We start from the raw sequence: 22,241 nt of genomic DNA, 5'->3' as shown, positions 1-22,241 counted from the left end.
CAATTCAAGATAAAATCAGTTTGTCCACCAATTAACTTGAAGTCAAGATAAATGAGCGATCTTATTAATCCATCACATGATGCCGTTGATGCCATTCTTGAGCAGTGGCAGCGTGAACGACCAGACCTGGATTGCAGCCCGATGGGGCCGATTGGGCGAGTAAAACGTTGTGCGGCGCTGCTGGATCAGAGGCTTGAATTAGCGTTTGCGGAATTTGAGCTGAGTACGTGGGAGTTCGATATGCTGGCAACGCTGCGCCGCTCGGGTACCCCCTATAGTCTCAGCCCAACAGAGCTGTTTTCAACGTTAATGGTGACCTCTGGTACCATGACACATCGGCTCAAACGCCTGGAATCCCGAGGTTTGATCAGCCGGCAGGTGAATGCAAATGATGCGCGAAGTATGCTGGTGCAATTAACGCACGATGGAATGTTGCTGATCGATCGTGCCGTAGAAAAGCATGTTGAGAACGAAAAACACATATTGTCGGGGATCTCTGCCGAAACTCTGGGCGAATTAGATCGCCGCTTGGCGGACTTACTGAGATCACTGGATGGTTTTAGTCAGCAATAAGTGTAGGTGGCATTGCTGTGGGAGCAACCGCTGCTCAATACCCCGGCTCCTGGCGCCGGAGGCTGATCCAGGTACAAGCCTGGCATGCGCGGGCTCTTGTTCAAGAGGCAACAGCTCGCCATTCCAGGCTAGTTCCGAAAAATCATAGAGGGTCAGCTCGTCTTCAGAGCCTGTTCAACGCAGGTTGCCAGCGGGGTCGTCGGGCGGCCGATAAGCCTGGATAACGCACCACCCGCATCGAATAACGCGCCCTGCGAAGCGCCCACATCCCAAGAGGCGATCGCATCGGCGAGCCCTGCCGGCAGGCCAAAGCTATGCAGTGCCGCCGCATACTCGGCTTCAGGAAGGTTATGGTAGGCGATGTCCTTGCCCGTCTGACGGGATAGCTCGTCTGCCAGATCTTTCAGTGTCCATGCAGTGTCGCCGGCCAATTCGTAGGTCACATTCACGTGGCCGGCGCTGCTCAAAATCGCCACGGCCGCTTCTGCGAAATCTTCACGGCTGGCCGATGAAATCCGGCCTTCACCGGCGCTTCCTATAAAAGCGCCATTGGCCAGTGCTGCGCCAACGGAACCGGTGTAGTTTTCAGTGTACCAACCGTTGCGCATGATCGTGTAGGAAAGGCCAGAGGCCTTAATCGCGGTCTCCGTTGCAAGATGTTCACCGGCCAGGTTCAGAGGCGAGACGTCTGCATGGAGCAGGCTTGTGTAGACAATGTGTTTCACGCCCGCCTTCTTCGCGGCGGCGATCACATTGGCGTGCTGGGCGACGCGTTGGCCGACTTCACTTGAAGAGATCAGCAAAAGGCTGTCGATACCGGCCAGTGCAGCGTCGAGCGTGTCAGGGTGCGCATAGTCGGCAGCACGTACGCTAACCCCTAGCGATTGCGCTTTTTCCGGGGTGCGTACCAAAGCAACGATGTCGCTGGCCGCCACTTTCTGTTTAAGCTTATCAATAACGATACGACCTAACTGGCCTGTGGCACCGGTGATGGCAATAGTCATGGCATAACTCCTTGAAATTTGATTGTGCGGTTAATCACGACTCGACTATAGACTAGATACTAACTTATAGTAAGTACGTACAAAAAGGTAAGTGAGGCATGATTTCACCTGTCCAAAGAGGCACCATGACAAACTCCGTAGTTGAACCTTTATCCGAAAAAATGTTGCGCGGCGACGTAATGATCGCGGCCTGTCCTTCACGCGAAATCTTGAGCCATCTTACCAGCCGCTGGGGAGTTCTTATTCTGATCGCGTTGCTGCCAGGGACACTGAGGTTCAGTGAAATTCGCCGCAGGATCGGGGGAGTAAGCGAGCGAATGCTGGCTCAAACTCTGCAGTTATTAGAGAAAGACGGCATGATAAACCGCTATGACTACAACATCGTCCCGCTACGCGTAGAATACACGCTCACGCCACTTGGAAAAGAAGCTGCGGTCAAAGTTCGGGATTTAGCAGACTGGATCGAGAACAATTTGGCGGCACTAACACTGTCGCACAATAGCCCCGATGCAGTTACCTGATAGGGTGTGCCGGTCATTTTCAGCAGACGGCCTCAGGCCTCGAAGAGCACTCTTTACCCTTCGAGGTGTGGTAACGGGATAACTCCCTCTCACGGGCGATAACCTTTCGTCGCCTGAGGTTAGCCGCGGGCTTTCAAATGCAGCATGGAGTAATGCTCATAGTGGCCAACGCCATTCTTCACAATGGGATCTTCCGCTGTGATGGCCGCGATATCCTGCTCATCGGGAATTTGGTAGAGCGAGACGCCATAGCCGCCCTTTTCATCAATCACCGGGCCATGAGCCACGATCACCCCCTGGGCAAGCAGCTCGTTCAAAAAGTCACCGTGCTGCTGCATCCATTTTTGTTCGTCAGCAGACATCGTGGTCAGGAAATTCGCTCGCGGCGGTATAAATTTGCACAGATAATATTTCATGGTCAGTCCTTCATTGAAGTCATTTAAATTTCATTTAAACGTCGCAGACATTATTTCTGCTTATGCAGACTTCACGCTTTTCAGAATTTCACCTTCAAAGATTTTTGGCATGTGGTGCTGAAGGAACAGGATTATTCTGCTCATTTTCCCCACAGGATTGCTGAATTTCGGTTTCTTCGCCGTTATCAGGCCGGAAATGGTTTTGATCACCGCATCAGGCGCTTCGGCTTCATCAATGCCCTTCTGCGTTGCGGCCATGGCTTGTTTGCGATAGGTGTTGTAGTCGGCAATGTCACGGCCTTCTGCGGAAATGGCATTGTGGGCCAGGTTGGTTTTAAACCACATCGGCTCGACCATGCTGACTTTGATATTGAATTGATCCAGCTCGAAGCGCAGAGATTTGAAATAACCCTGAACGGCGTGTTTGGAAGCCGTGTAATAAGACAGGTTTGGTGGGCCGATCAGGCCAACAATAGAACTGACCGTAATAATTTGCCCTTGTTTTTGCGCCCTGAAATAAGGCAGCAAGGCATTCGTCAGCTTAACCGTGCCCCAGAAGTTGGTTTCAAATTGTTGTCTGCCCAGTTCAATCGGCGTTTCTTCGGCAAGGCCGGTCACCATAAAACCGGCATTATTGACCAGCACATCCAGCTGTTTGGTGAACTGGAATAATTCGTAAACAAACGAGGTCATTGAGCTGTCGTCGTCAATATTCAACTTCAACAGCTTGAACGGGACGTTAGCCGCGTATTTCTCAGGTTCACGGCTGGTGCCGATAACGGTAAACCCCTGCTGGTGAAGGCTGTTGGCGAGCATCAGTCCAAAACCCGATGATGCACCTGTAATTAAAACGGTCTTTTTCATAGTGATCTTTTCCAAAAGGCTGTGTGGTTTCACATTCCGCAGTGCAATAGAGATATCAGTGATGGATAAATGTGCCGCTGGCACGTACCGGCACCGTCAGGTTGCAGTGATGACCCGGTTTAAGTTAGTATCGTTTTAGTAGTTAGTCAATACAGAAATGATAGTAATAAAAAGTCGGCGCAGGCGATCCTGCATGATAGTATCGTTTCAGTAGTTAGTGAGGTAAAAGCTATGAGCACAAATTCCTATTCTGAAAACATCTGCCCTATCGCCCGCAGCGTCGCTTTTCTCGGCGATGCCTGGACTATGCTGATCCTGCGTGATGCCAATTCCGGGATGACGCGCTTTGATCAGTTCCGCAAAAGCCTGGGGATTGCCCCCACCATGCTGACCAAACGGCTGGCGATGTTGACCGAGGAGAATCTGCTTGAGAAGCGGCAGTATTCGGAGCGCCCATTACGTGAAGAGTATATTTTGACAGAGGCCGGCCGCGACTTTTTGCCGGTGCTTATCATGATTGGCGCCTGGGGGAGAAAGCACCGTGGCGAAGGCAAGTTGCTCCGTCTGCTGGATGCCGAGGCGGGAACTGACATCAACGCTATAGCCATTGATACCGTCACCGGGGCCGAGATTGGCACACGCGCAATCCAGATGGTGCTGCCGGAATGATATAGCCTGCGAGGCCGGCAAAATTCTTTATTGAACGGACAGTGACACGAGGGATTCGGCATGTATGCCACAGAAAAACACATGATTGTTGTGGGCGCGGGAATTATGGGGGCATCGATAGCCTATCACCTGGCCAGCCGCGGGATAAAAGTGACCGTTATCGATAAAAGCCAACCAGCGTCTGGGGCTACCGGCAGCTCTTTTGGCTGGATACACACTACGGTGAGTGATGATGCGCCAGATGCCCTTCTTCGTCGCGCCTCGGTGGCGGATTGGTGCCGGCTGGAAAAAGAGATACCGGAACTCTGGGTGAACTGGACGGGAGCGCTCAGTTACGACGATTCTTCACTGGAGAGCCAGGCCGACGATCACTTGCTTCGGCAACCTGGCATATCCCAGCTTGAACCTGCGCTGAATAACCCGCCGCAATGGGCTTATTATGCACAGCAAGATGGGGCCGTTGATCCCATAGACGCCACCCGCGTCCTGCTGGATAAAGCCTGTAGTCTCGGGGCCACGCTGAAAAGCCAGACTGCGGTAATTGGCTTGACCCGAGAAGGAAACAAAATTACCGGTATCGAGACTCCGGAGGGCGTATTGCAGGCGGATTGCCTCATCCTGGCGTGCGGAACGGGCATCTCGCACCTGCTCGATTCCATTGGCACCCCGCTTCCGATCATGGCTTCACCGGCCATTTTATTGCGGTACGGCGTGACAGGCCACGTAGTTAACACCCTGATTTCAGGCCATGACATAGAGGTTCGCCATACCCGCAACGGCGATATTTTAGCAGTGGAAGATTATCCGACAACGGGCGGAATTGATGGCGTCGCCTCTGACACGCTCGCGGCGATGAAAGTCGCCTTAAAAGGCACAGAGTCGGCGCAGTTGCTTAGCCAATCGGTGGGGCTGCGGCCTGTGCCGGAAGATGGATGCCCGGTCATCGGATTCATGGGAGATGCAACAGGCGTTTACGTGGCGGTGATGCATCCGGCAGTGACCTGCGCAGCCACTTTGGGGAGGATGATAAGTGAAGAGTTGGTCAGCGGTAAGTCGCTGGAAATGCTTGAAAGTTATCGGCCGGCGCGTTTCTTCTCTGGCCAAGGCTGCACTTAAGCGGTTCATAAGGTAACCAAGCACAGCCCTATTCGTGCAGACGGCGCGCCGCCGCTGAAGCGTTATCCAGCGCGGTGGCAAATACCGCCTGCTGATCCGGAGTAAACTGCCTGAGGAACAGCTCGGCCACCGTGGCCTGATAAATGGCCCACATCCGTTTGCGCAACTCTTTCCCCTTTGCTGTGATGCTCACAAACGCCGCCCGGCCGTCCTCGGCCGAACGAATGCGGCTCACCAATCCCTCTTTTTCCAGCCGGTCGACCAGCCGGGTCAGGTTATAGCGTTCGATCACCAGTACATCCGCCAGCTCATGCATTCTGCGTGAACCTTGCGGGTGGCTCTCCAGTCCCCACAGCGTGTCATACCAGGCGTAAGGCGGTAGCCCCGCCTGCGACAAACGCTGCTCAATTTCGCGGATCATCAGCCGATGAGATCGCACATAAGAAAACCACAGATCGGGTTCACCTGAAGACATGATGCATTTTCCTTCCAGATACGATTGCATTTGCAATTGCATTTTACACTGATAGTATGCTCGTCGCCATTGTTGCAATTGCAATTGATAATAAGTCTTGCTCAGTCATGGGATGGATTGACGCAGGTAACCCAAACCCGGCTCGCCGAGCCGGTTAATCGCACTTGGAGAATTGTCATGAACTCACCTGATGTCGACTCGCAGGAAACCCACGAGTGGCTGGCAGCAATGGACGCCGTTCATACGGCCGAAGGCCGCACGCGCACTCACTATCTGATCGATCAATTGCTCGATCAGGATGTCATCCGGCACGGCGACTTGCATGGCCGGGTCACCACTCCTTACCTCAACAGCATTTCAAGAGAACGGCAGCCGGTCTACCCTGGCAACCTCGAGTTGGAACAGCGATTGAGCGCCTATGTGCGCTGGAACGCGATGGTCATGGTATTGCGCGCCGGGAAACATTCCAATGTCGGAGGACACATTGCCACTTATGCCTCCGCCGCCGTGCTGTATGAAGTTGGGTTTAATCACTTCTTCCGCGGCCGCACCGACAGCTTTGATGGCGATATGATCTACATTCAGGGCCATTCGGCGCCGGGCATTTACGGCCGCGCCTATCTGGAAGGCCGCGTCAGCGAAGCGCAGTTGGACAATTTCCGCCGGGAAGCCGATCGCGATGGTCTGTCCTCCTACCCGCATCCCCGTTTGATGCCCGACTTCTGGCAATTTCCAACGGTTTCCATGGGCCTCGGGCCGCTCACTGCCGCCTATCAGGCCCGCTTTATGCGCTATCTGGAATATCGCGGGTTAAAAAGCCCTCAGGGTCGCAAAGTCTGGGCCTTCCTGGGCGATGGCGAGATGGATCAACCGGAATCTCTGGCCGCGATCGCACTTGGCGGGCGTGAGAAACTGGATAATCTGATCTTTGTCGTCAACTGCAACCTCCAGCGGCTGGATGGCCCGGTGCGCGGCAACAGCAAGATTGTCCAGGAGCTGGAAGCCACCTTCCGCGCAGCCGGCTGGCAGGTAATCAAAGTGATGTGGGGCGGTGGCTGGGATGCGTTGCTGGAACGCGACCAAAGCGGCCTGCTGCGCCAGCGCATGATGGAATGCGTCGACGGCGATTATCAGACCTTTAAATCGCAAAGCGGTGCTTACGTGCGTGAACACTTCTTCGGTAAATACCCGCAATTGCTGCAACTGGTGGCAGACATGACGGACGAAGAGATCTGGGCACTGACCCGCGGTGGCCACGATCCGGAAAAAGTGTACGCAGCTTATGCGCAAGCCAGCAGCCACAGTGGGCAACCGACGGTGATCCTGGCTAAAACCGTTAAGGGATTTGGCATGGGTGAAGCGGGAGAAGGCCAAAACATTAACCACCAGTTGAAAAAAATGAGCGCCGACGCAGTACGTGCCTTCCGCGATCGCTTCGCGCTGCCGGTCAGCGACGCTCAACTGGAGGAAATGCCTTATCTGAAACCCGCGCCAGACAGTGAGGAAGCGCGCTATTTCGCTGCCCGTCGCAGCCAAATGGGTGGATATGTGCCTGCGCGCATTGCCACGGCAGAAACGCTGCCGATCCCGCCGTTGAGCGCATTTTCAGCCCTGTTGAAAGACAGTGGCGAACGCGGCGCTTCGACTACCATGGCCTTTGTTCGCATCCTCAGCACTCTGCTGAAAGATCCGCAGTTGAGCGAGCGGGTAGTACCGATCGTGCCGGATGAATCACGCACCTTTGGCATGGAAGGCTTGTTCCGCCAGATTGGCATCCACTCTTACCTTGGCCAACTCTATACTCCGCAGGATGCGGGCCAGCTCAGCTACTACAAAGAAGCGAAAGAGGGGCAAATCCTGCAAGAAGGTATTAATGAATCCGGAGCCATCGCCTCTTGGATCGCCGCCGGCACCGCGTACAGCAACCATGGCTTGACCACCATTCCGTTTTATATCTTTTACTCCATGTTCGGGCTACAGCGCGTCGGCGATCTGGCCTGGGCCGCCGCCGATGCTCGCACGCGCGGTTTCCTGCTGGGTGCCACATCGGGCCGCACTACACTGATGGGCGAAGGTCTGCAGCACGATGACGGCCACAGTCACGTCCTCTCATCCGTGATCCCCTCTTGTATATCTTACGATCCCACCTTCCCCTATGAACTGGCGACCATTGTGCAAAATGGCCTCCAACGCATGTATGCAGAACAACAGGATATTTATTACTACATCACTTTGCTCAATGAAAATTACCCGCAACCTGAGATGCCGGCAGGCGCCGAAGCCGGGATCTTGCAAGGCATGTATCTGTTCCAATCCGCACCGGCAGACCACCAGCCACAGGTGCAATTAATGGGCAGCGGAGCCATTTTGCGTGAGGTGATCGCCGCCGCCCGGTTACTGGCCGATGACTTCTCCATCGCCAGCGAGATATGGAGCGCCACCAGCCTGACCGAACTGCGCCGCGGGGGAATGAAAACCGAGCGTTGGAACCTGCTGCATCCTGAACAACCGGGGCGCACCAGCTATGTCGCTCAATGCCTGAAAGGCCACGTGGGTCCATTGGTGGTCGCGACGGATTACATGAAAATCGTCGCCGACCAAATCCGCCCCTACGTTCAGGATCGCCGTTTCGTGGCACTGGGTACTGACGGCTTTGGCCGCTCGGACACCCGAGAATCGCTGCGGCGCTGCTTCGAGGTGGATCGCTATTTCATCGCAGTGGCAGCGCTTAAGGCCCTGGCCGATGAAGGCAAAATCGCGCCGACGCTGGTCAGCCAGGCCCTGCAACGCTATGGCATCGACAGCGATAAGCCGGATCCGGCCTATGTCTGATCCCTATTCATAACGATAAGTGACAGATTTGCCACCTTAGGATCACAGGGAATCAAGATGCCAGAAATAAGACATGCCGTGGTGCCGGACATCGGCGACGACCAGCCAATTCCGCTGGTCGAGATACTGGTTGCCGTGGGGGATTACATTGCGCTGAACCAGGGGTTGATTACCCTGGAATCCGACAAGGCGACGCTGGAGATCCCCGCCACCTTCAGTGGCCGCGTCACCGAGCTGCTGGTCAAACCGAATGACAGGCTGTCGGCCGGTAGCCCGATCGCCGCCATTGAGGTCGAAGAAGAGACGCCAAGCGAACCGCTGCCGGTGAACGTTGCCGTACCAGCGCCCTCACCCGTGCCGGCCATGCCCGTTGCCGTCAGAGAACCGACAGCGCCGGCCCGCCCGGGTACTGCAGCTTATGCCAGTCCGCTGGTGTACCGTTTGGCTCGCGAGCTTGGGGTGGACCTGCAGCGGTTAACCGGCAGCGCCCGACAGGGGCGCATTACCCGCAATGACGTTATGCAACATGTCAGATCCGCTCTGAGCGCTCAACCTCAGGCAACGTCAACACTCGCAGCGGCGTTGCTGCCGTGGCCTGAGGTCGATTTCAGCCGGTTCGGCGAAACCGAACGCCGGCCGCTAACGAGGATCCAAACGATGTCGGCCGCTAACCTGAGCCGAAACTGGGCGTTGATCCCGCATGTAACGCACCATGATCATGCCGATATTACCGAGTTGGAAGCGCTGCGGGCAACGCTGAACCGTGAAAACGGCCCGGAAGGCGTGAAAATTACCCTGCTGGCATTTCTGCTCAAAGCCAGCTCCGTCGCGTTAAGGGCGTTTCCTCAGTTCAATGCTTCGCTGGATATCGACGGCAAACAGCTGATTATGAAGAAGTACCTGCACATTGGTTTTGCCGTGGAAACACCACAGGGATTGGTGGTGCCGGTAGTGCGCAACGTCGATGAAAAAAGCGTGACGCAGTTGGCGCAGGAGATCGCCGCATTGAGCAAAAAGGCGCGTGAAGGCGTATTGACAGCCTCAGAGATGAGCGGTGGCTGCTTCACGTTGTCCTCGCTGGGGGGCATTGGCGGGCTGGCGTTTACCCCGATCATCAATGCGCCGGAGGTCGCGATACTGGGGATCTCGACCGCGTGTTGGCAACCGGTGTGGGACGATAGGGAGTTTATTCCCCGCCTGCTGTTGCCGTTGTCGCTGAGCTACGACCACCGGGTGATTGACGGTGCCCTCGCCGCTCGTTTTAGCGTTTATCTGACCGGTCTGTTGGCCGATATCCGCCGTCTGTTACTCTGAGCCATTATCCTGCACCGGGCCATTTCCGGTGCAGGGTACACGCATTTACTTTTTTTCAAACAGACGCATGACGGAAATATAAAACACCGGCACAAAAAATATCGCCAGCAACGTCCCGCTGATCATGCCGCCAAAGACGCCTGTACCAATGGCGTGCTGGGTTTTGTCACTGGCGCCGGTAGCGAGCATCAACGGCACGACGCCCAGCGTAAAGGCCAGTGAAGTCATCATAATTGGCCGCAGCCGTTGTTTGGCCGCCAGCAATGTCGCGGCAATGATATCCATCCCCTGAGCACGCAACTGCCGGGCGAACTCGACGATCAAAATGGCATTTTTGGTAGAAAGTCCGATGATGGTGATCATCCCCACTCTAAAAAAGACATCATTCGACATGTCTGCCACGATGACCGCACATACCGCCCCTGCCAGGCCCAATGGCACGACCAACATCACCGCCAAAGGCGTTGACCAGCTTTCATAGAGCGCGGCCAGCACCATAAATACGACCAGGATAGAGAGCAAAATAAGCATGGGGAGCTGAGCGGTGGATTCTTTTTCCTGTAATGCACTGCCGGCCCATTCGGCTTTAAACCCCTGGGGCAATTCGCTCGCCAACCGCTCCATTTCCGCCATGGCGGCACCGCTGGACTCACCAGGCGCAGCGCTGCCCGTCACCTTTAACGCAGGATACCCCTGATATCGGTTTAATTGGCGTGGTGTCTGAGCCCAGGCAGCAGTAACGAAGGCGGAAAGCGGCACCATTTCGCCCGTTTTGTTTTTGACTGAAACCTTCAGTAAATCCGTTAACTGCATTCTGTAAGCAGTGTCGGCCTGGACGATAACCTGCTGAACACGGCCGTTGTCCGTATAGTCATTCACATAATAAGAACCCGAAGCGGCAGATATCGCCTGGCTAATATCGTCAAAAGAAACGCCGAAGGCTTCCGCTTTTTCCCTGTCGACATTCAGTGAAACACTGATGCCCTCCGCTAAGCCATCAATGTAAACATCCATTAATACCCAACTTTGATTGGCAAGATCGACAAGTTTTTCCGTCGCCTGCCTCAACGCGGAATAACCTTTTCCGGCACGGTCTTCAATATACAGCGTGAACCCCGATGAGGTCCCCATATCAGAAATAGCCGGTGGCAACAGGCTTAGGGTGGTGGCGTCAGGTACGCTGCTTAATGCTGTCTGAACAAAATCGGCTTCGTCCTGAGCGGTCTCGCCGTTCCGATATTGCCAGTCTTTTAACGTGGTAAACGCCAGCGCCGTATTGGGGCCCGACCCCGAAAAACCAAAACCGAGGATCGAGATATTGTTCGCGATAACCGGACGCGTAGCTATGGTCGCTTCGAAACGCTCCACCACGTCGCGCGTCCGCGCCATAGTGGCATCTGAAGGCAGTTGAATCGATGACATGAAATAGCCCTGATCCTCTTCCGGCAAAAATGATGAAGGCAGGTTCTGCAAGGCCACCAGCAGTGCGCCGCAAATCGCGACATAAAGCAGTATCGTTCTCCCGGTACGCTTCAACACATATCTCAGTCCTGACTGATAACGAACGGATAAGGCGTTAAAATAGCGATTGAACCCGCGTGAAAATTTGCCACCGGGGCCTTCTTTTTGGGCGTGCGGTTTCAATAAGGACGCGCAGAGGGCCGGCGTCAGCGTCAGGGCCAAAAAGGCTGAAAACAGAATGGACACGGCCATCGAGAGCGTAAACTGTCGGTAAATGACGCCGACCGAGCCACTGGCAAAACCCATCGGGATAAATACGGCAGTCAACACCAGGGTAATGCCGATAATTGCGGGGGTAATTTCTTTCATTGCCTCGCGTGTAGCCTGTTTCGGCGACAGCGCCTTTTCTTCCATCAGGCGTTCCACATTCTCCACGACCACGATCGCATCATCCACAATAATGCCGATAGCCAGTACCATGCCGAACATTGTCAGGACATTAATGGAAAAACCGCTGAACAGCATGATGGTGAATGTGCCCAACAACGCCACCGGCGCCACAATGGCGGGAATAAGAGTGCAACGTATTTTGTGCAGAAAAAGCAGCATCACCAGGAAGACCAGCACCATCGCTTCAATGAAGGTCTGGACGACTTTCTCGATCGACAGTTTGACAAACGGCGCCGTATCGAAAGGAACAGAAAACGTCATCCCCTGCGGCAGGTTTACCGAGAGTTCCGCAAGACGCGCATGGATCCCTTCAGCCGTACTGATGGCGTTCGCGCCAGGGGCAAGCTGGATCGCAGCCGCCGTCGCGGGCAAGCCATTCTCACGGATCGCAAATGCATAGCTTTGCAGACCTGATTCCACTCGAGCGACATCCGCCAGCGTTAAGCGCGAGCCATTGCCGTTCGCTTTAATCGTAATATTGCGAAATTCCGCCAGAGAAGAGAGCTGTCCTTTCACCGTAAGCGGATAAGTCACCCGCTGCCCGGTTGCCGCCGGCTCATCGCCAATGCTGCCCGGCGAAACAAAAAGGTTTTGTTGGCTAAGCGCGGTGATCACATCATTAACCGACAGCTTATAAGTGAACATTTTGACGGGGTCCAGCCAGATGCGCATGGCCTTCTCTGCCCCAAATAACTGGACTTTACCGACCCCAGGTACCCGACGCAGCTCATCGGTGACATTACGGGCAAAATAGTCGCTCAGATCGGCTTCCTGATATTGTCTGGAAGGTGACTTCAACCCCACCATCATCAGAAAGCCCGAGTTCGCAGCCTCAACGTTCACGCCATTTTGGCGCACCACTTGCGGGAGGCGAGGTTCAACCACGTTTATTTGGTTCTGAATATCCACCTGGGCGAGTTTGATGTCTGTGCCGGGTTTAAACGTCACCGTAATGGACGCGATCCCCGACGTGTCGCTGGACGACTCAAAATAAAGCAGGTTATCGACCCCCGATATTTCACGCTCGAGAAGGGAGATCACTGAGGTGTTCATTGTCTCCGGCGTAGCGCCGGGATAGGTAGCGGTTATCGACACGCTGGGCGGTGCAACGGCCGGATATTGGGCCACCGGCAATTGGGGAATGGCCAAAATACCGCCAAGAATAATGAATAGCGCTATCACCCAGGCAAAAACTGGCCGTTCAATAAAGAACTGGGACATTTAATGATACCCGTATTGATTTAAAAGCGATTTAGAGGCCCGGTATACCTTCTTCATGCACAGTTAAAAAACCGAAAAGCGCTAACCTCCCTCCCCGGTCTCGGTGTTCACCCGCTTACCAATGTCTTTAAGCTCTGAGTATTTTTCCAATAGCTGCGGGCCGTCATCAAGGCTTGTGGCAAACATCCACATATACGTCATTACCGAGTAAATATGGCCGGCAGTGATGCCCGCCGACTGAGTCATCCATGCAATGGTCAGGCTAAACAACAAGGCAACCAGCGCACCAATCGACAAATACCCCAACGCTTCGCGATCGGAGAGCCGTATGCGCAATTTGGCCAGTGTCAAATAATGCCTCTCGAGGGAAAGCACGGTGGCCTTATTAACGAAATCCACTTCTTTTTCAAGGCGGTTATTAAGCTTGTTGTACAGCGCTTCGTTTTTATGGGCATAACGGGAAAGGAAACAGGCCAGAAAGGTCAGTATGACCAGACAAGCGACACCCGCCCAGAATTCAATGACCAGCAACATCACGGCGGCCCCTAGCATGGCGGCCAGCGACGTGATGAGCGTAGGCAAATGCAACTCGAAGAAATCGACGAACTCTCTCGATAAGGCTACGCGCGCGGCCACGGTTGAAGGGTTGAGCCTGTTTTTGCGTTGCGTCATGACCACCGATACCGCCAACGCGGCATAAATTCTGGCAAAGGTGCGTGTATCCACGCTTCGGCGTGCAGCGCCAAGGCACCACATGAATAAGATCATCACGCCATACAGCATCGCGTTTAACATCTGCCCCGACAAAATGGCATTAATGGAAATGCCGGCCAGCATCGGATACAGCAGATACATGACGTTCTCTGCAACAACCAGCAGGAAGGTAAAAAACAACTTTTTTCGGTGGCGCCTTGCCAGTGATTTCAACGTGTTGGATGCGCTGCCAGCCACGGGTGGTGCCGTAATGTTTTGACTGTTCATTGTGGTTGTTTCTGTTAAAATTAAAATTAGAGCGGTTGCTCAAAACAATGAATTCATGCTATTTGAGCGGTTGCTCAAAGTCAATGGGAGGAAAGAGATGAAAGGCAAGTCTGAGCTGATGAGAGACAAAATTCTGCATGGCGTTGTAGAACTGTTTATAGAAAAAGGCATTGAGAAAGTCACCACGCGCGAGCTTACCGAGTACGTAGGCATCTCTCGCAGTCATATTTATCACTATTTTAAAGACTGGCAATCCCTGAGCCTCGAAGCCTTAACAAACTTCATGCACCGCGAACTGGAAGAATTTCGCACTCTCATTGCGCCCTTACCCGCCGCTCAGAAACTGCAAGAATTTATTGATGGCATGATATCCGAAACGCCGGACCCTACCAGGAAGCTGTATGGTTCCTTATGGCTGCTCTCCACATATAACGAAGCTTATTCAGATCTGATGCAGTCTTTTTTAGCCGAGTGGCATCAGGTGCTGACTCATATCATCGAATCAGGCATGGAGGAAAAAACGTTTCGCCACGTTGATCCACAACGCGTAGCGCGGCAACTGGACGCCATGCTGTTTGGTTACGGTGAACATCTTTTTACCCTGCCTTCTGCGCAAGCTTTGAAACAAGCGGAAGAAGACATTGACGATTTCATTCAACGAAACTTGCTGCTCACCGACAACAAATAGAAAGGGCAACGGGGGTGGCTACCTCTGCAGCCACCCCGTGGGTTTGTTATCAGAACCAGGCTTCCCACATTGCGCCGACGTTGAACGAATCCAGTTGGGTATCGTCGTCGGTGCCATTCACGCGAGCGGTATGTTTGTTATCCACTTCACCGCCAGTGACGTAGAAGCGCAGCATAGGGCGGAACTCCGGCCCCATCGCAATCGAAATATTCTGCGACAGTGTGAGTTTCCAGCCGTGGTTATCGCCGCCCTGATCGTAGTCTACCCGTTGGTAGCCCGCCTCCAGCCAGGTTGAATGCACGTCGTTCCACCAATACATCGGCCGCACAATCGCGCCGTAGTTGCGGCGATTATCAGCGCCGTCGGCGTCGTTGGAATAATCATGGAAAGCGAGCAGGTATTCCACCTGCGCCTGTTGGGTAAACTTGTAGTTCCCTTCAAAGCTGGCGTAGACCGCCGTCAACTCGTCCGTTTTGTTGTAGACGCTGTTATCCGCATTGTTGGAGTAACGGGCGATGACCTTGTTCACGCCTTTGTCGCCGGTATGGCTCAGCACCACGCCACCCTGCCAAGCCTTCAGGCGGTCATCGCTTTCCACCGCTTTCGAGTCAAAGCCGTAGTTGGCGTAAAGCTCCAAATCCAGCGGGCCAACCTTCATACCGTGAATTTTTGAGGTCAGCGCGTAGTTGCCTTTATCACCGGTGCCTGAGCCACCGGTACAAGTGATACGCGACGGGTTGGCTTCGTCCTCCGCCACTCTCGGATCACAGGATTCCACGGCAGCGACGGCGGCGACGTCAAACTGCACGCCGCCGATATCAAAGTTCTTCACCCCGGCGCCCTGACCGTCGTGATTCATCCAGAAATAGTCGTTGATGCCCTGTTGCGGACGCTGATGAAAATCGCGGCCGGCCCACAGATAGGCATTCGGATTGGAGGCCAGAATATTGGTGACGCCGGCGTAGGCTTTTTTGAGGTTCACCTCATCGCCCCAATGGTCGAACATCACATTGATGTCCCAAATTGCGCCGTTATCGCCTTTGAACGCTTTAGAGAGCTGGAATTCGCCGCCATTGCCTTCGTTGCCCAAACGGCCCAGCGCGGACGCGCCGTTGTAGGAACCGTCAACGCCGACGAATTTCTGATCGCCGCCCTGGAACTGCGCGCCATAGCGGGCGTAACCGGAAAATTTGACGCCAAACGGGATCGCCATATCCGGTGACTGGGCGGTGCTTTGCGGCTCGGTAATCACATCGGCCTTTTTGTTTACGGCGGCATCTATTTTCGCCTGCCGTTGCGCCAGGGCTTTATCTACCGCTTTGGCCACGATGGCATCGATTTGTTCTTGCGTAAATTCTTGAGCGAGTACGGATCCAGAGCAAAGAGCGGCCATTACCGCCAGCGCTATTGGCAATTTATTATATATTTTCATGGTTATCTCAATTGTACACACGTGATCCTCTCCGCCGCCTGAGGGCAGCGTTAATGATATTGTGTGGGCTGGTTTATTTTTAGATAACAGCCATCCTGTTCTGGTTTTAAAAAACAACCGTGCTATCACCAAAACAAGCTGATTCTTTATTATTTGTATGGGTACAGAACAGTTAAATAATCTTCGTAATTATTTCCCCTTGTTGGAATGAACAATGTGTTATTAGCGTTGGTAAAGATGAATGATCTCTTCCGATAATTCACGCGCCAGTAAAGACGTCATTAAATGATCCTGCGCGTGTACCATAATTAAAGTCATTGGTTGCCGGGCTTCACCGGCATCCTGCTCGATCAGCTTGGTTTGCATCTGATGCGCCTGGCGCGAGAAACCATCGGCCTGCTGCAACAGCGCTTTGGCTTCGCCGATGTTGCCTTCTCGTGCGGCGCGCAGTGCCTCAAAGCACAGGCTGCGCGACTGGCCGGCATTGACGATAATCTCCATGACCGCTTCTTCCAATTCAATCATCATTTGTCTCCTGTTCGTTAAACCCATTTTCTGCGGCGGTAGCGGCAAACCACTCCCCGCTTTTCTTGACGGTGCGTTGCTGGCTGGCTAAATCCAATTGCACCAGGCCGTAGCGATTTTTATATCCGTTGCACCATGACCAGTTATCAATAAACGTCCACATGTGATAGCCGAGGCAATTGCTGCCTTCGCTAATGCCTTTATGCAGCCATTTAAGGTGTTCGGAGACAAATTCAATACGATAGCGATCGTTGATTTGGTCGTTTTCAAGAAAACGCTGTTCGTTTTCCACACCCATGCCGTTTTCGGAAATAAAACAGCGCGGATTGTCATAGTTAACGCGCAAATTTGTCAGAATGTCATAAATACCCGGTTCGTAAATTTCCCAGCCGCGATAAGGGTTCATTTTTCTGCCGGGCATTTCATAGTTTTCGAATAACCATTCAGGCATAAAGGGCGCCAGTGGGTTTACGGCGCTGTCACGGCATTTCACGCGGCGTGGCTGATAATAATTAACACCGAGCAGGTCAATCTTTCCTTCGGCAATCAGCGCCCGATCGCCGGGCTGGCAGGCCGGAAGCTGATCCCAGGTTTTCAGCAATGCCACCAGATCGGCCGGATATTCGCCACGCAGCACCGGATCGAGGAAACTGCGGTTAAACAGCAGGTCGGCGTGGTGTGCGGCACTCACATCCGCCGGATTTTGCGAACGCGGGTAAGACGGCGTCAGGTTCAGCACGATACCGATCTCCCCGGCGTAAAGCCCGGCCCGAAACGCCCGTACCGCCGACGCATGCGCCAGCACCGTGTGGTATGCCACCGTCGCCGCCCGCTTAAAGTCGACCACGTTGGGGTAGTGGAAATCATACAGGTAGCCGCCTTCGACCGGCACAATCGGCTCATTGAAGGTGAACCAATGCATTACCCGGTCGCCAAACAGCTCAAAACAAACCTGCGCATAGCGGCTAAAGGCCGCGACCACGTCACGGTTTTCCCAGCCGCCCTTCTCCTGCATCGCCATCGGCATGTCAAAATGGAACAGCGTAATAAACGGCTTGATGCCCTGCGCCAGCAGCTCATCAATCACGTTGTTATAAAACGCTACCGCTTGCGGATTCACCTCTCCCGTTCCGTCCGGGATCAGCCGCGACCAACTGAGGGAGGTACGAAAACTGTTATGGTTGAGCTGTTTCAGCAGCGCGATATCCTGGCGCCAGTTCCGGTAAAAGGTCGACGTCTCCTGCGGGCCAACCTGCTGATGAAAGCGCCAGGGTTGATTAGCGTACCAGGTGTCCCAGATTGTCGGGCTTTTGCCGCCCTGTCGGCTGTCCCCTTCGGTTTGCAGCGCGGAGCTGGCGCTGCCCCACCAAAAGTGCTCGGGAAATGCGTATTTCATGATTCGGTTCTCCATTAAATATCAGTTGCTGCCGACGGTTCCGGCCAGCGGTGCACCGCTTTGCGCTTTTTGCTCTTCGGTTTTCATTAAAGAGCGCTCGTAGGCACGCAGGAACGGCAAGTACATCAGGGCGGACATCACCATACAGATAACGCACATCACTACCGGGCTGAACGCCCAGTTCGCCGCCCAAGAGGCGCCGATGGGTGCCGGCGTAGTCCACGGCGTGAGCGAGACCACCTGCGCCAGCCATCCCAAACGCGTCGCGGTATAGGCCAGTACGGCGTTGACCATAGGAACGCAGACGAACGGAATGAACAACATCGGGTTCATGATGATCGGCGCACCAAACAGGATCGGTTCATTGATGTTAAAGAAGCTCGGCACCACGCCCATTTTGCCGATGGTGCGCAGGTGCGCAACGCGGCTGCGCAACAGCAGGAAAGCCAGCGGTAAGGTCGAGCCGACGCCGCCAATCAGCAGATAGTGATCCCAGAAACCTTGCAAATAAACGTGTGGTAATGCCGTTCCCGCCGCCAGCGCCGCCTGATTTACCGACAAGTTCGCCATCCAGAACGGGTTCATGATGCCGGTGACGATCAGCGCACCGTGAATACCGGCGAACCAGAAAATCTGGCACAGCAATACCGACAGCAAAATGGCAGGCAGCGAATCCGAGGCGGACACCAGCGGTTCCAGCAGATGCATAATCGCCTGCGGCAGGATCATCCCGGTTTGCGCTTCGATAAACAGATTCAGCGGATGCAACGTACCAATCACCACCAGCACAGGGATCAGGATCTCAAACGAACGCGCCACCCCGGTAGGCACCTCTTTCGGCAATCGAATAGTGACGTTGTTCTGTTTGAGCCAGGCGTAAACACGGGTTGAGTAAATGGCGGTGATCAGGGCGGTGAAAATCCCTTGTCCGGAGAGATACTGGGTGGATATTTTGCCGTCTGCATAAGGGGCCGCCACCAGCAAAAAGGCCATAAATGCCAGCAGGCCGGACATTACAGGGTCGAGATTAAACTGCCGCCCGAGGCTGGCGCCAATTCCCACGGAGATGAAGAAAGTCATCACCCCCATGCTCAGGTTGAACGGCAACATCAGCTGCGCACGGTAAGTCTGCGAAAAATCCAGCCAGCCACGCGCAAAGCTGTTCGTGGTGTCGGCGGAGAACGGCGGAAAGATGAAGACCAACATGAACGAGCCAATAATCATAAACGGCAACGCGGCGGTAAAGCCATCGCGGATGGCGATGACATATTTCTGCTGCCCCAGGCGGCCGGCCAACGGGGTGATGGATTGCTCGATGACGGCAATCATTGACTGATATAACGAACTCATAGGAACACCTTTTTAGTGCGCCGCTGCGATCAGCGACAGAGCATAGTCCAGTACCTTCTCACCGCGCTGCATGCCGTAGTCCATCGGATCAATGGGCTGAACGGGTATGCCTTGGACGGCAGCCTTTTCTGACAGTGTTTTAAGCATATATTTTACCTGCGGCCCCAGCAGCACCACCTGGTAGCGTGGAAACTGCGTATCGAACTCGGCTACCCCATAGGCGTCGATCTCGACCGGCAACCCCCTTTCATTCGCCGCCTCCACCATTTTCCTGACCAGCAGGCTGGTAGACATCCCAGCGGAACAACACAGCATGATTTTGTACATCGACAACCTTCCTCAACGGGTAAATAACCTGAATGCGGGAGTGATTGGATATCATACGGAAACCGTTTTCCATCGAGTGAGGATGGAAGTGTGATACTCATCATAATCTAGCCACCGCAAGGGATTTTTATTGGATTGCCATCACATATTTTTGTCTTGTTTTGAGGTGTTTTGACATGGTGTGGAAAATCGGTTTCCATGAAAAAAGGAAAACGGTTATACTGCTGGCGGCGATAATGTGAGCCATTACCGGATCGGTTTTTACAGGCTGCTGCTTGGTCTGTCAGGAGATAAAGATGTCAACAATCAACGATGTATCACGTTTAGCTGGGGTGTCAAAAGCCACAGTCTCGCGGGTGTTGAGTGGATCGCGCGGCGTTAAGGAAGCCAGCCGTCTCGCGGTATTGCAGGCGGCGGAAGAGCTCAATTACCGGCCCAACGTCATAGCGCAATCATTGCTTAGCCAATCGACGGGCTGCATCGGGGTTATCTGCGCGCAGGAGAACATTAACCAAACCACAGGTTATCTTTATGCGCTGGAAAAACAGCTCAGCCAGCATCAAAAGCATCTGCTGCTGCGTTTCGCCAATACCAAAGCGGGCGTGATGAACGCGCTGGACGAACTCACCTGCGGGTTGTGCGACGACGTGCTGATTATCGGCGCCCGTTTCCCGCTCAACATCCCGCATGACAACGTGATCCTGGTCGATTGCGTTGAGGCCGACACGCCTAACAGCATTCAGTTCGACCACGCTTTCGCCGCCGAAAGCGCCTGCAATTATCTGATTAGCCAGGGCAGACGCCAAATAGCCTTGATCCAGCCGGATGCCGGCGGCTGTGCCGATCAGGTGTTGCTGGGTTATAAGCTCGCACTGGAAAACAACTTTTTGCCGTTCAATCGCAACCTGGTGTTTATGGATTCGACCACCTCTTCCGTTGCGGTACAGGTGCTGCTCAATAACGCCACTACGCTCAATTTCAACGCGCTGCTGGTGGCGGACGAGCAGGAGGCGCAGCGGGTGATTACCCAGCTACAGGCGTTCAATAAATCCGTACCGGACGACATCATGGTCTTTAGCCTGGCCGGTTCGCTGCATTTGCCGGGCATTCCGGCGATCCCGTCCATCGAATATTCCATGGACGCCATGGCGGCGCGTATCGTCAGTTGGTTGACGGAAAAAACCCGGGATATGCTCGGCGCCTGCGTGCTGCGCGGGGATTTGATTATCCCGGACAGACACAAGCGTTAAGCGATGAGCGGCGCCGCAAGAAAACAAAACGGGCCAACAAAGTTGGCCCGCGATCGGTACGGTTCCTGCTGACGACTACTCTACCGCGATAGGCGTCTCAACCAGTTTAGGCTGATTGCTCCCCTGCAGCGTCTTGATCTTGTCCTGGTACACTTTCACCTGTTCAGCATCTTTCAGCAAGGTATAGGTCAGTTCGAAGTCGGTGCTTTGGCCAGGCTGCAGCTGTTTGATACGCCCTTGTTCCCGTTCGATTTTCACCGGATAGGCATAGTTGGTCCCCGGTTCGATGCCGGTGACGTACCCCTGGCGTTCGGTATCCGTATTCTTCCACAATGTCAGCAGCGGCAGCTGGTGGGTATCAAAACCTATCGCCACGCCGCGATCCCCGCGCCGGTTGTGCAGCATGGCGAGCGTTTTGCCTTGCGCATCCGCATAAGGCAGGATGTTGAACACCATTTCATCAAAGCCTTTGGTCGGGCCCTGATACGTTGCCCAGTCTTTCAGGCCTGCTTTGGCATAGTCGTTAAAGGGTGAAATTTCCTTGATTGGGGCGCTGAATACCGCACCTTCTTCCAATAACGGTTTGCCAAAGTTGCTGTGGTAAATGATTTCGTAATCCCGTGGGTAATCGGCGCGATTAGTCACGCGATCGTGGATTGAAAACGATTGTGTGCCGGGGATATAGCGCAGTTCGGTCCAGGTTTCCAGGTTGCTTTTCTTGAAGGTGTTTTCTTTCAGCAACCCGCGAATGCGGACTTCGTACGGGGCTTTTTCGGCGATCTCGATCACCACTTTGGAGGCCGGCGTGTTGCCGGCGCGGCCATGCAGCGTGTAAAGCGTGCCGTTGTCGACGCCGGGGTGCCCGGTCCATTCAAAGCCGCAGCGCACCATCATTTCATTAAACCCGTCCAACCACCCTAACCCATTGCGGCTGTCCAGATTGATATAAGCCGGGTTGACCACCTCGGTGACCGGTGAGTCCCAGCCCAGCCGGACGTCGGACCCCTTCACATTCAGAATATTCATGCCGCGTGTCGGGCTCAGAGCAATCGTCAGGCCCGCGCTGCTTAAGGTGATCACCTTGGATCCTTCCTGTTTTCCGCCGTGCAGCACCTGTTGCTGTAAGCTGAAGCCTGCCCCTGTGATGTTCAGCTTTTGGCTGTCGGTCTGCCAATTGCCTTGTTCAATGCCTTTTTCCGTGTCGGTCAATACAATGGTCTGCGCGTTTACTGCGCATGAAATCAAAGAGATAACCGCCGAAAGTGTAATTAACTTTTTCATGGTGCTGTCCTTAACGTTAGCTGAAAGGTTTTAGCTAAAACAATGAAAAAATAGAGCTCGGCGGCCAATTAAAAAGAGAGTTGAGTCACCTTTCC

At 54.0% G+C, this 22,241-nt stretch carries 20 protein-coding genes; 8 read left to right on the top strand and 12 right to left on the bottom strand.

The annotated features are described in order from the left end of the window. Positions 1-51 precede the first annotated feature (51 nt). On the top strand, positions 52-573 hold the full coding sequence (locus tag SERAS12_RS12180; RefSeq protein WP_013812937.1) for a MarR family winged helix-turn-helix transcriptional regulator: 522 nt from the start codon (positions 52-54) through the stop codon (positions 571-573). Between the two features lie 152 nt (positions 574-725). Here SERAS12_RS12180 and SERAS12_RS12175 read toward each other — a convergent pair whose 3' ends face one another. Then, the gene (locus SERAS12_RS12175; RefSeq protein ID WP_013812936.1) at positions 726-1,577 is read right to left on the bottom strand and encodes an SDR family oxidoreductase; all 852 of its coding nucleotides are present in this window, start codon (positions 1,575-1,577) and stop codon (positions 726-728) included. A gap of 98 nt (positions 1,578-1,675) precedes the next feature. Here SERAS12_RS12175 and SERAS12_RS12170 point away from each other — a divergent pair, with 98 nt between their 5' ends. Further along, positions 1,676-2,098, top strand: a complete 423-nt coding sequence (locus tag SERAS12_RS12170) for a helix-turn-helix domain-containing protein (RefSeq protein WP_013812935.1) — start codon at positions 1,676-1,678, stop codon at positions 2,096-2,098. A gap of 119 nt (positions 2,099-2,217) precedes the next feature. On the opposite strand, the gene SERAS12_RS12165 is transcribed toward SERAS12_RS12170, so the two are convergent. Next, complete coding sequence (locus SERAS12_RS12165; RefSeq protein ID WP_013812934.1) at positions 2,218-2,514, bottom strand: YciI family protein; 297 nt, start codon at positions 2,512-2,514, stop codon at positions 2,218-2,220. A gap of 60 nt (positions 2,515-2,574) precedes the next feature. Then, positions 2,575-3,462 carry an SDR family NAD(P)-dependent oxidoreductase gene (locus tag SERAS12_RS12160; protein ID WP_239440998.1) on the bottom strand — a complete coding sequence of 296 codons (888 nt, stop codon included), beginning with the start codon at positions 3,460-3,462 and terminating at the stop codon, positions 2,575-2,577. Positions 3,463-3,609: 147 nt separating this feature from the next. Between SERAS12_RS12160 and SERAS12_RS12155 the strand changes: the two genes are divergently transcribed. Both SERAS12_RS12155 and SERAS12_RS12150 read left to right on the top strand, forming a co-directional pair. Next, on the top strand, positions 3,610-4,047 hold the full coding sequence (locus tag SERAS12_RS12155; RefSeq protein ID WP_013812932.1) for a helix-turn-helix domain-containing protein: 438 nt from the start codon (positions 3,610-3,612) through the stop codon (positions 4,045-4,047). 60 nt (positions 4,048-4,107) lie between these two features. After that, positions 4,108-5,163, top strand: coding sequence for an FAD-binding oxidoreductase (locus tag SERAS12_RS12150; RefSeq protein ID WP_013812931.1), 1,056 nt, complete (start codon positions 4,108-4,110; stop codon positions 5,161-5,163). Positions 5,164-5,191: 28 nt separating this feature from the next. Here SERAS12_RS12150 and SERAS12_RS12145 read toward each other — a convergent pair whose 3' ends face one another. Then, positions 5,192-5,638: a MarR family winged helix-turn-helix transcriptional regulator gene (locus SERAS12_RS12145; protein ID WP_006325379.1), complete on the bottom strand. Its 447-nt coding sequence runs from the start codon at positions 5,636-5,638 to the stop codon at positions 5,192-5,194. Between the two features lie 177 nt (positions 5,639-5,815). On the opposite strand from SERAS12_RS12145, the gene aceE reads away from it, so the two are divergent. Together aceE and SERAS12_RS12135 are read left to right on the top strand one after the other, a co-directional pair. Further along, positions 5,816-8,470 (top strand): pyruvate dehydrogenase (acetyl-transferring), homodimeric type, encoded by a 2,655-nt coding sequence (gene aceE, locus SERAS12_RS12140; protein ID WP_013812930.1) that lies wholly within the window; start codon positions 5,816-5,818, stop codon positions 8,468-8,470. Positions 8,471-8,527: 57 nt separating this feature from the next. Continuing rightward, on the top strand, positions 8,528-9,784 hold the full coding sequence (locus tag SERAS12_RS12135; protein ID WP_013812929.1) for a 2-oxo acid dehydrogenase subunit E2: 1,257 nt from the start codon (positions 8,528-8,530) through the stop codon (positions 9,782-9,784). 45 nt (positions 9,785-9,829) lie between these two features. On the opposite strand, the gene SERAS12_RS12130 is transcribed toward SERAS12_RS12135, so the two are convergent. Both SERAS12_RS12130 and SERAS12_RS12125 read right to left on the bottom strand, forming a co-directional pair. After that, entirely contained in the window at positions 9,830-12,916 is a 3,087-nt protein-coding gene (locus SERAS12_RS12130) for a multidrug efflux RND transporter permease subunit (RefSeq protein WP_013812928.1), read from the bottom strand. Positions 12,917-12,997: 81 nt separating this feature from the next. Next, positions 12,998-13,897: an ABC transporter six-transmembrane domain-containing protein gene (locus SERAS12_RS12125; RefSeq protein ID WP_013812927.1), complete on the bottom strand. Its 900-nt coding sequence runs from the start codon at positions 13,895-13,897 to the stop codon at positions 12,998-13,000. 97 nt (positions 13,898-13,994) lie between these two features. On the opposite strand from SERAS12_RS12125, the gene SERAS12_RS12120 reads away from it, so the two are divergent. After that, a complete protein-coding gene (locus tag SERAS12_RS12120) occupies positions 13,995-14,585 on the top strand; it encodes a TetR/AcrR family transcriptional regulator (RefSeq protein WP_013812926.1) in 591 nt (196 codons plus the stop codon). A 49-nt stretch (positions 14,586-14,634) separates the two neighbouring features. On the opposite strand, the gene SERAS12_RS12115 is transcribed toward SERAS12_RS12120, so the two are convergent. The 5 genes from SERAS12_RS12115 to SERAS12_RS12095 all read right to left on the bottom strand — a co-directional run bounded on the left by SERAS12_RS12115 (position 14,635) and on the right by SERAS12_RS12095 (position 19,615). Further along, complete coding sequence (locus SERAS12_RS12115) at positions 14,635-16,017, bottom strand: carbohydrate porin (protein WP_013812925.1); 1,383 nt, start codon at positions 16,015-16,017, stop codon at positions 14,635-14,637. A 222-nt stretch (positions 16,018-16,239) separates the two neighbouring features. Beyond that, entirely contained in the window at positions 16,240-16,542 is a 303-nt protein-coding gene (locus SERAS12_RS12110) for a PTS lactose/cellobiose transporter subunit IIA (protein ID WP_013812924.1), read from the bottom strand. After that, positions 16,535-17,938, bottom strand: a complete 1,404-nt coding sequence (locus tag SERAS12_RS12105; protein ID WP_013812923.1) for a glycoside hydrolase family 1 protein — start codon at positions 17,936-17,938, stop codon at positions 16,535-16,537. The genes SERAS12_RS12110 and SERAS12_RS12105 overlap by 8 nt, the downstream gene beginning before the upstream one ends. A gap of 21 nt (positions 17,939-17,959) precedes the next feature. After that, complete coding sequence (locus SERAS12_RS12100; RefSeq protein ID WP_013812922.1) at positions 17,960-19,288, bottom strand: PTS cellobiose transporter subunit IIC; 1,329 nt, start codon at positions 19,286-19,288, stop codon at positions 17,960-17,962. A gap of 12 nt (positions 19,289-19,300) precedes the next feature. Continuing rightward, the gene (locus tag SERAS12_RS12095) at positions 19,301-19,615 is read right to left on the bottom strand and encodes a PTS sugar transporter subunit IIB (protein WP_004944534.1); all 315 of its coding nucleotides are present in this window, start codon (positions 19,613-19,615) and stop codon (positions 19,301-19,303) included. 296 nt (positions 19,616-19,911) lie between these two features. Between SERAS12_RS12095 and SERAS12_RS12090 the strand changes: the two genes are divergently transcribed. Continuing rightward, positions 19,912-20,865: a LacI family DNA-binding transcriptional regulator gene (locus SERAS12_RS12090; RefSeq protein ID WP_004944530.1), complete on the top strand. Its 954-nt coding sequence runs from the start codon at positions 19,912-19,914 to the stop codon at positions 20,863-20,865. Positions 20,866-20,940: 75 nt separating this feature from the next. On the opposite strand, the gene SERAS12_RS12085 is transcribed toward SERAS12_RS12090, so the two are convergent. After that, positions 20,941-22,146, bottom strand: coding sequence for an aldose 1-epimerase family protein (locus SERAS12_RS12085; RefSeq protein WP_013812921.1), 1,206 nt, complete (start codon positions 22,144-22,146; stop codon positions 20,941-20,943). Positions 22,147-22,241: the final 95 nt, after the last annotated feature.

This window comes from Serratia sp. AS12 (assembly GCF_000214195.1).
Lineage (GTDB): Bacteria > Pseudomonadota > Gammaproteobacteria > Enterobacterales > Enterobacteriaceae > Serratia > Serratia plymuthica.
This window is presented reverse-complemented; position numbering and strand designations above follow the sequence as displayed.

Bases quoted from the DNA above. Each gene is read 5' to 3' on its own strand.
- SERAS12_RS12135 (WP_013812929.1), top strand. From the start codon at position 8,528: ATGCCAGAAATAAGACATGCCGTGGTGCCGGACATCGGCGACGACCAG.
- SERAS12_RS12100 (WP_013812922.1), bottom strand. From the start codon at position 19,288: ATGAGTTCGTTATATCAGTCAATGATTGCCGTCATCGAGCAATCCATC.
- SERAS12_RS12125 (WP_013812927.1), bottom strand. From the start codon at position 13,897: ATGAACAGTCAAAACATTACGGCACCACCCGTGGCTGGCAGCGCATCC.
- SERAS12_RS12115 (WP_013812925.1), bottom strand. From the start codon at position 16,017: ATGAAAATATATAATAAATTGCCAATAGCGCTGGCGGTAATGGCCGCT.
- SERAS12_RS12130 (WP_013812928.1), bottom strand. From the start codon at position 12,916: ATGTCCCAGTTCTTTATTGAACGGCCAGTTTTTGCCTGGGTGATAGCG.
- SERAS12_RS12110 (WP_013812924.1), bottom strand. From the start codon at position 16,542: ATGATTGAATTGGAAGAAGCGGTCATGGAGATTATCGTCAATGCCGGC.
- SERAS12_RS12145 (WP_006325379.1), bottom strand. From the start codon at position 5,638: ATGTCTTCAGGTGAACCCGATCTGTGGTTTTCTTATGTGCGATCTCAT.
- SERAS12_RS12170 (WP_013812935.1), top strand. From the start codon at position 1,676: ATGATTTCACCTGTCCAAAGAGGCACCATGACAAACTCCGTAGTTGAA.
- aceE (WP_013812930.1), top strand. From the start codon at position 5,816: ATGAACTCACCTGATGTCGACTCGCAGGAAACCCACGAGTGGCTGGCA.
- SERAS12_RS12085 (WP_013812921.1), bottom strand. From the start codon at position 22,146: ATGAAAAAGTTAATTACACTTTCGGCGGTTATCTCTTTGATTTCATGC.
- SERAS12_RS12155 (WP_013812932.1), top strand. From the start codon at position 3,610: ATGAGCACAAATTCCTATTCTGAAAACATCTGCCCTATCGCCCGCAGC.
- SERAS12_RS12120 (WP_013812926.1), top strand. From the start codon at position 13,995: ATGAAAGGCAAGTCTGAGCTGATGAGAGACAAAATTCTGCATGGCGTT.
- SERAS12_RS12090 (WP_004944530.1), top strand. From the start codon at position 19,912: ATGTCAACAATCAACGATGTATCACGTTTAGCTGGGGTGTCAAAAGCC.
- SERAS12_RS12105 (WP_013812923.1), bottom strand. From the start codon at position 17,938: ATGAAATACGCATTTCCCGAGCACTTTTGGTGGGGCAGCGCCAGCTCC.
- SERAS12_RS12095 (WP_004944534.1), bottom strand. From the start codon at position 19,615: ATGTACAAAATCATGCTGTGTTGTTCCGCTGGGATGTCTACCAGCCTG.
- SERAS12_RS12180 (WP_013812937.1), top strand. From the start codon at position 52: ATGAGCGATCTTATTAATCCATCACATGATGCCGTTGATGCCATTCTT.
- SERAS12_RS12165 (WP_013812934.1), bottom strand. From the start codon at position 2,514: ATGAAATATTATCTGTGCAAATTTATACCGCCGCGAGCGAATTTCCTG.
- SERAS12_RS12150 (WP_013812931.1), top strand. From the start codon at position 4,108: ATGTATGCCACAGAAAAACACATGATTGTTGTGGGCGCGGGAATTATG.
- SERAS12_RS12175 (WP_013812936.1), bottom strand. From the start codon at position 1,577: ATGACTATTGCCATCACCGGTGCCACAGGCCAGTTAGGTCGTATCGTT.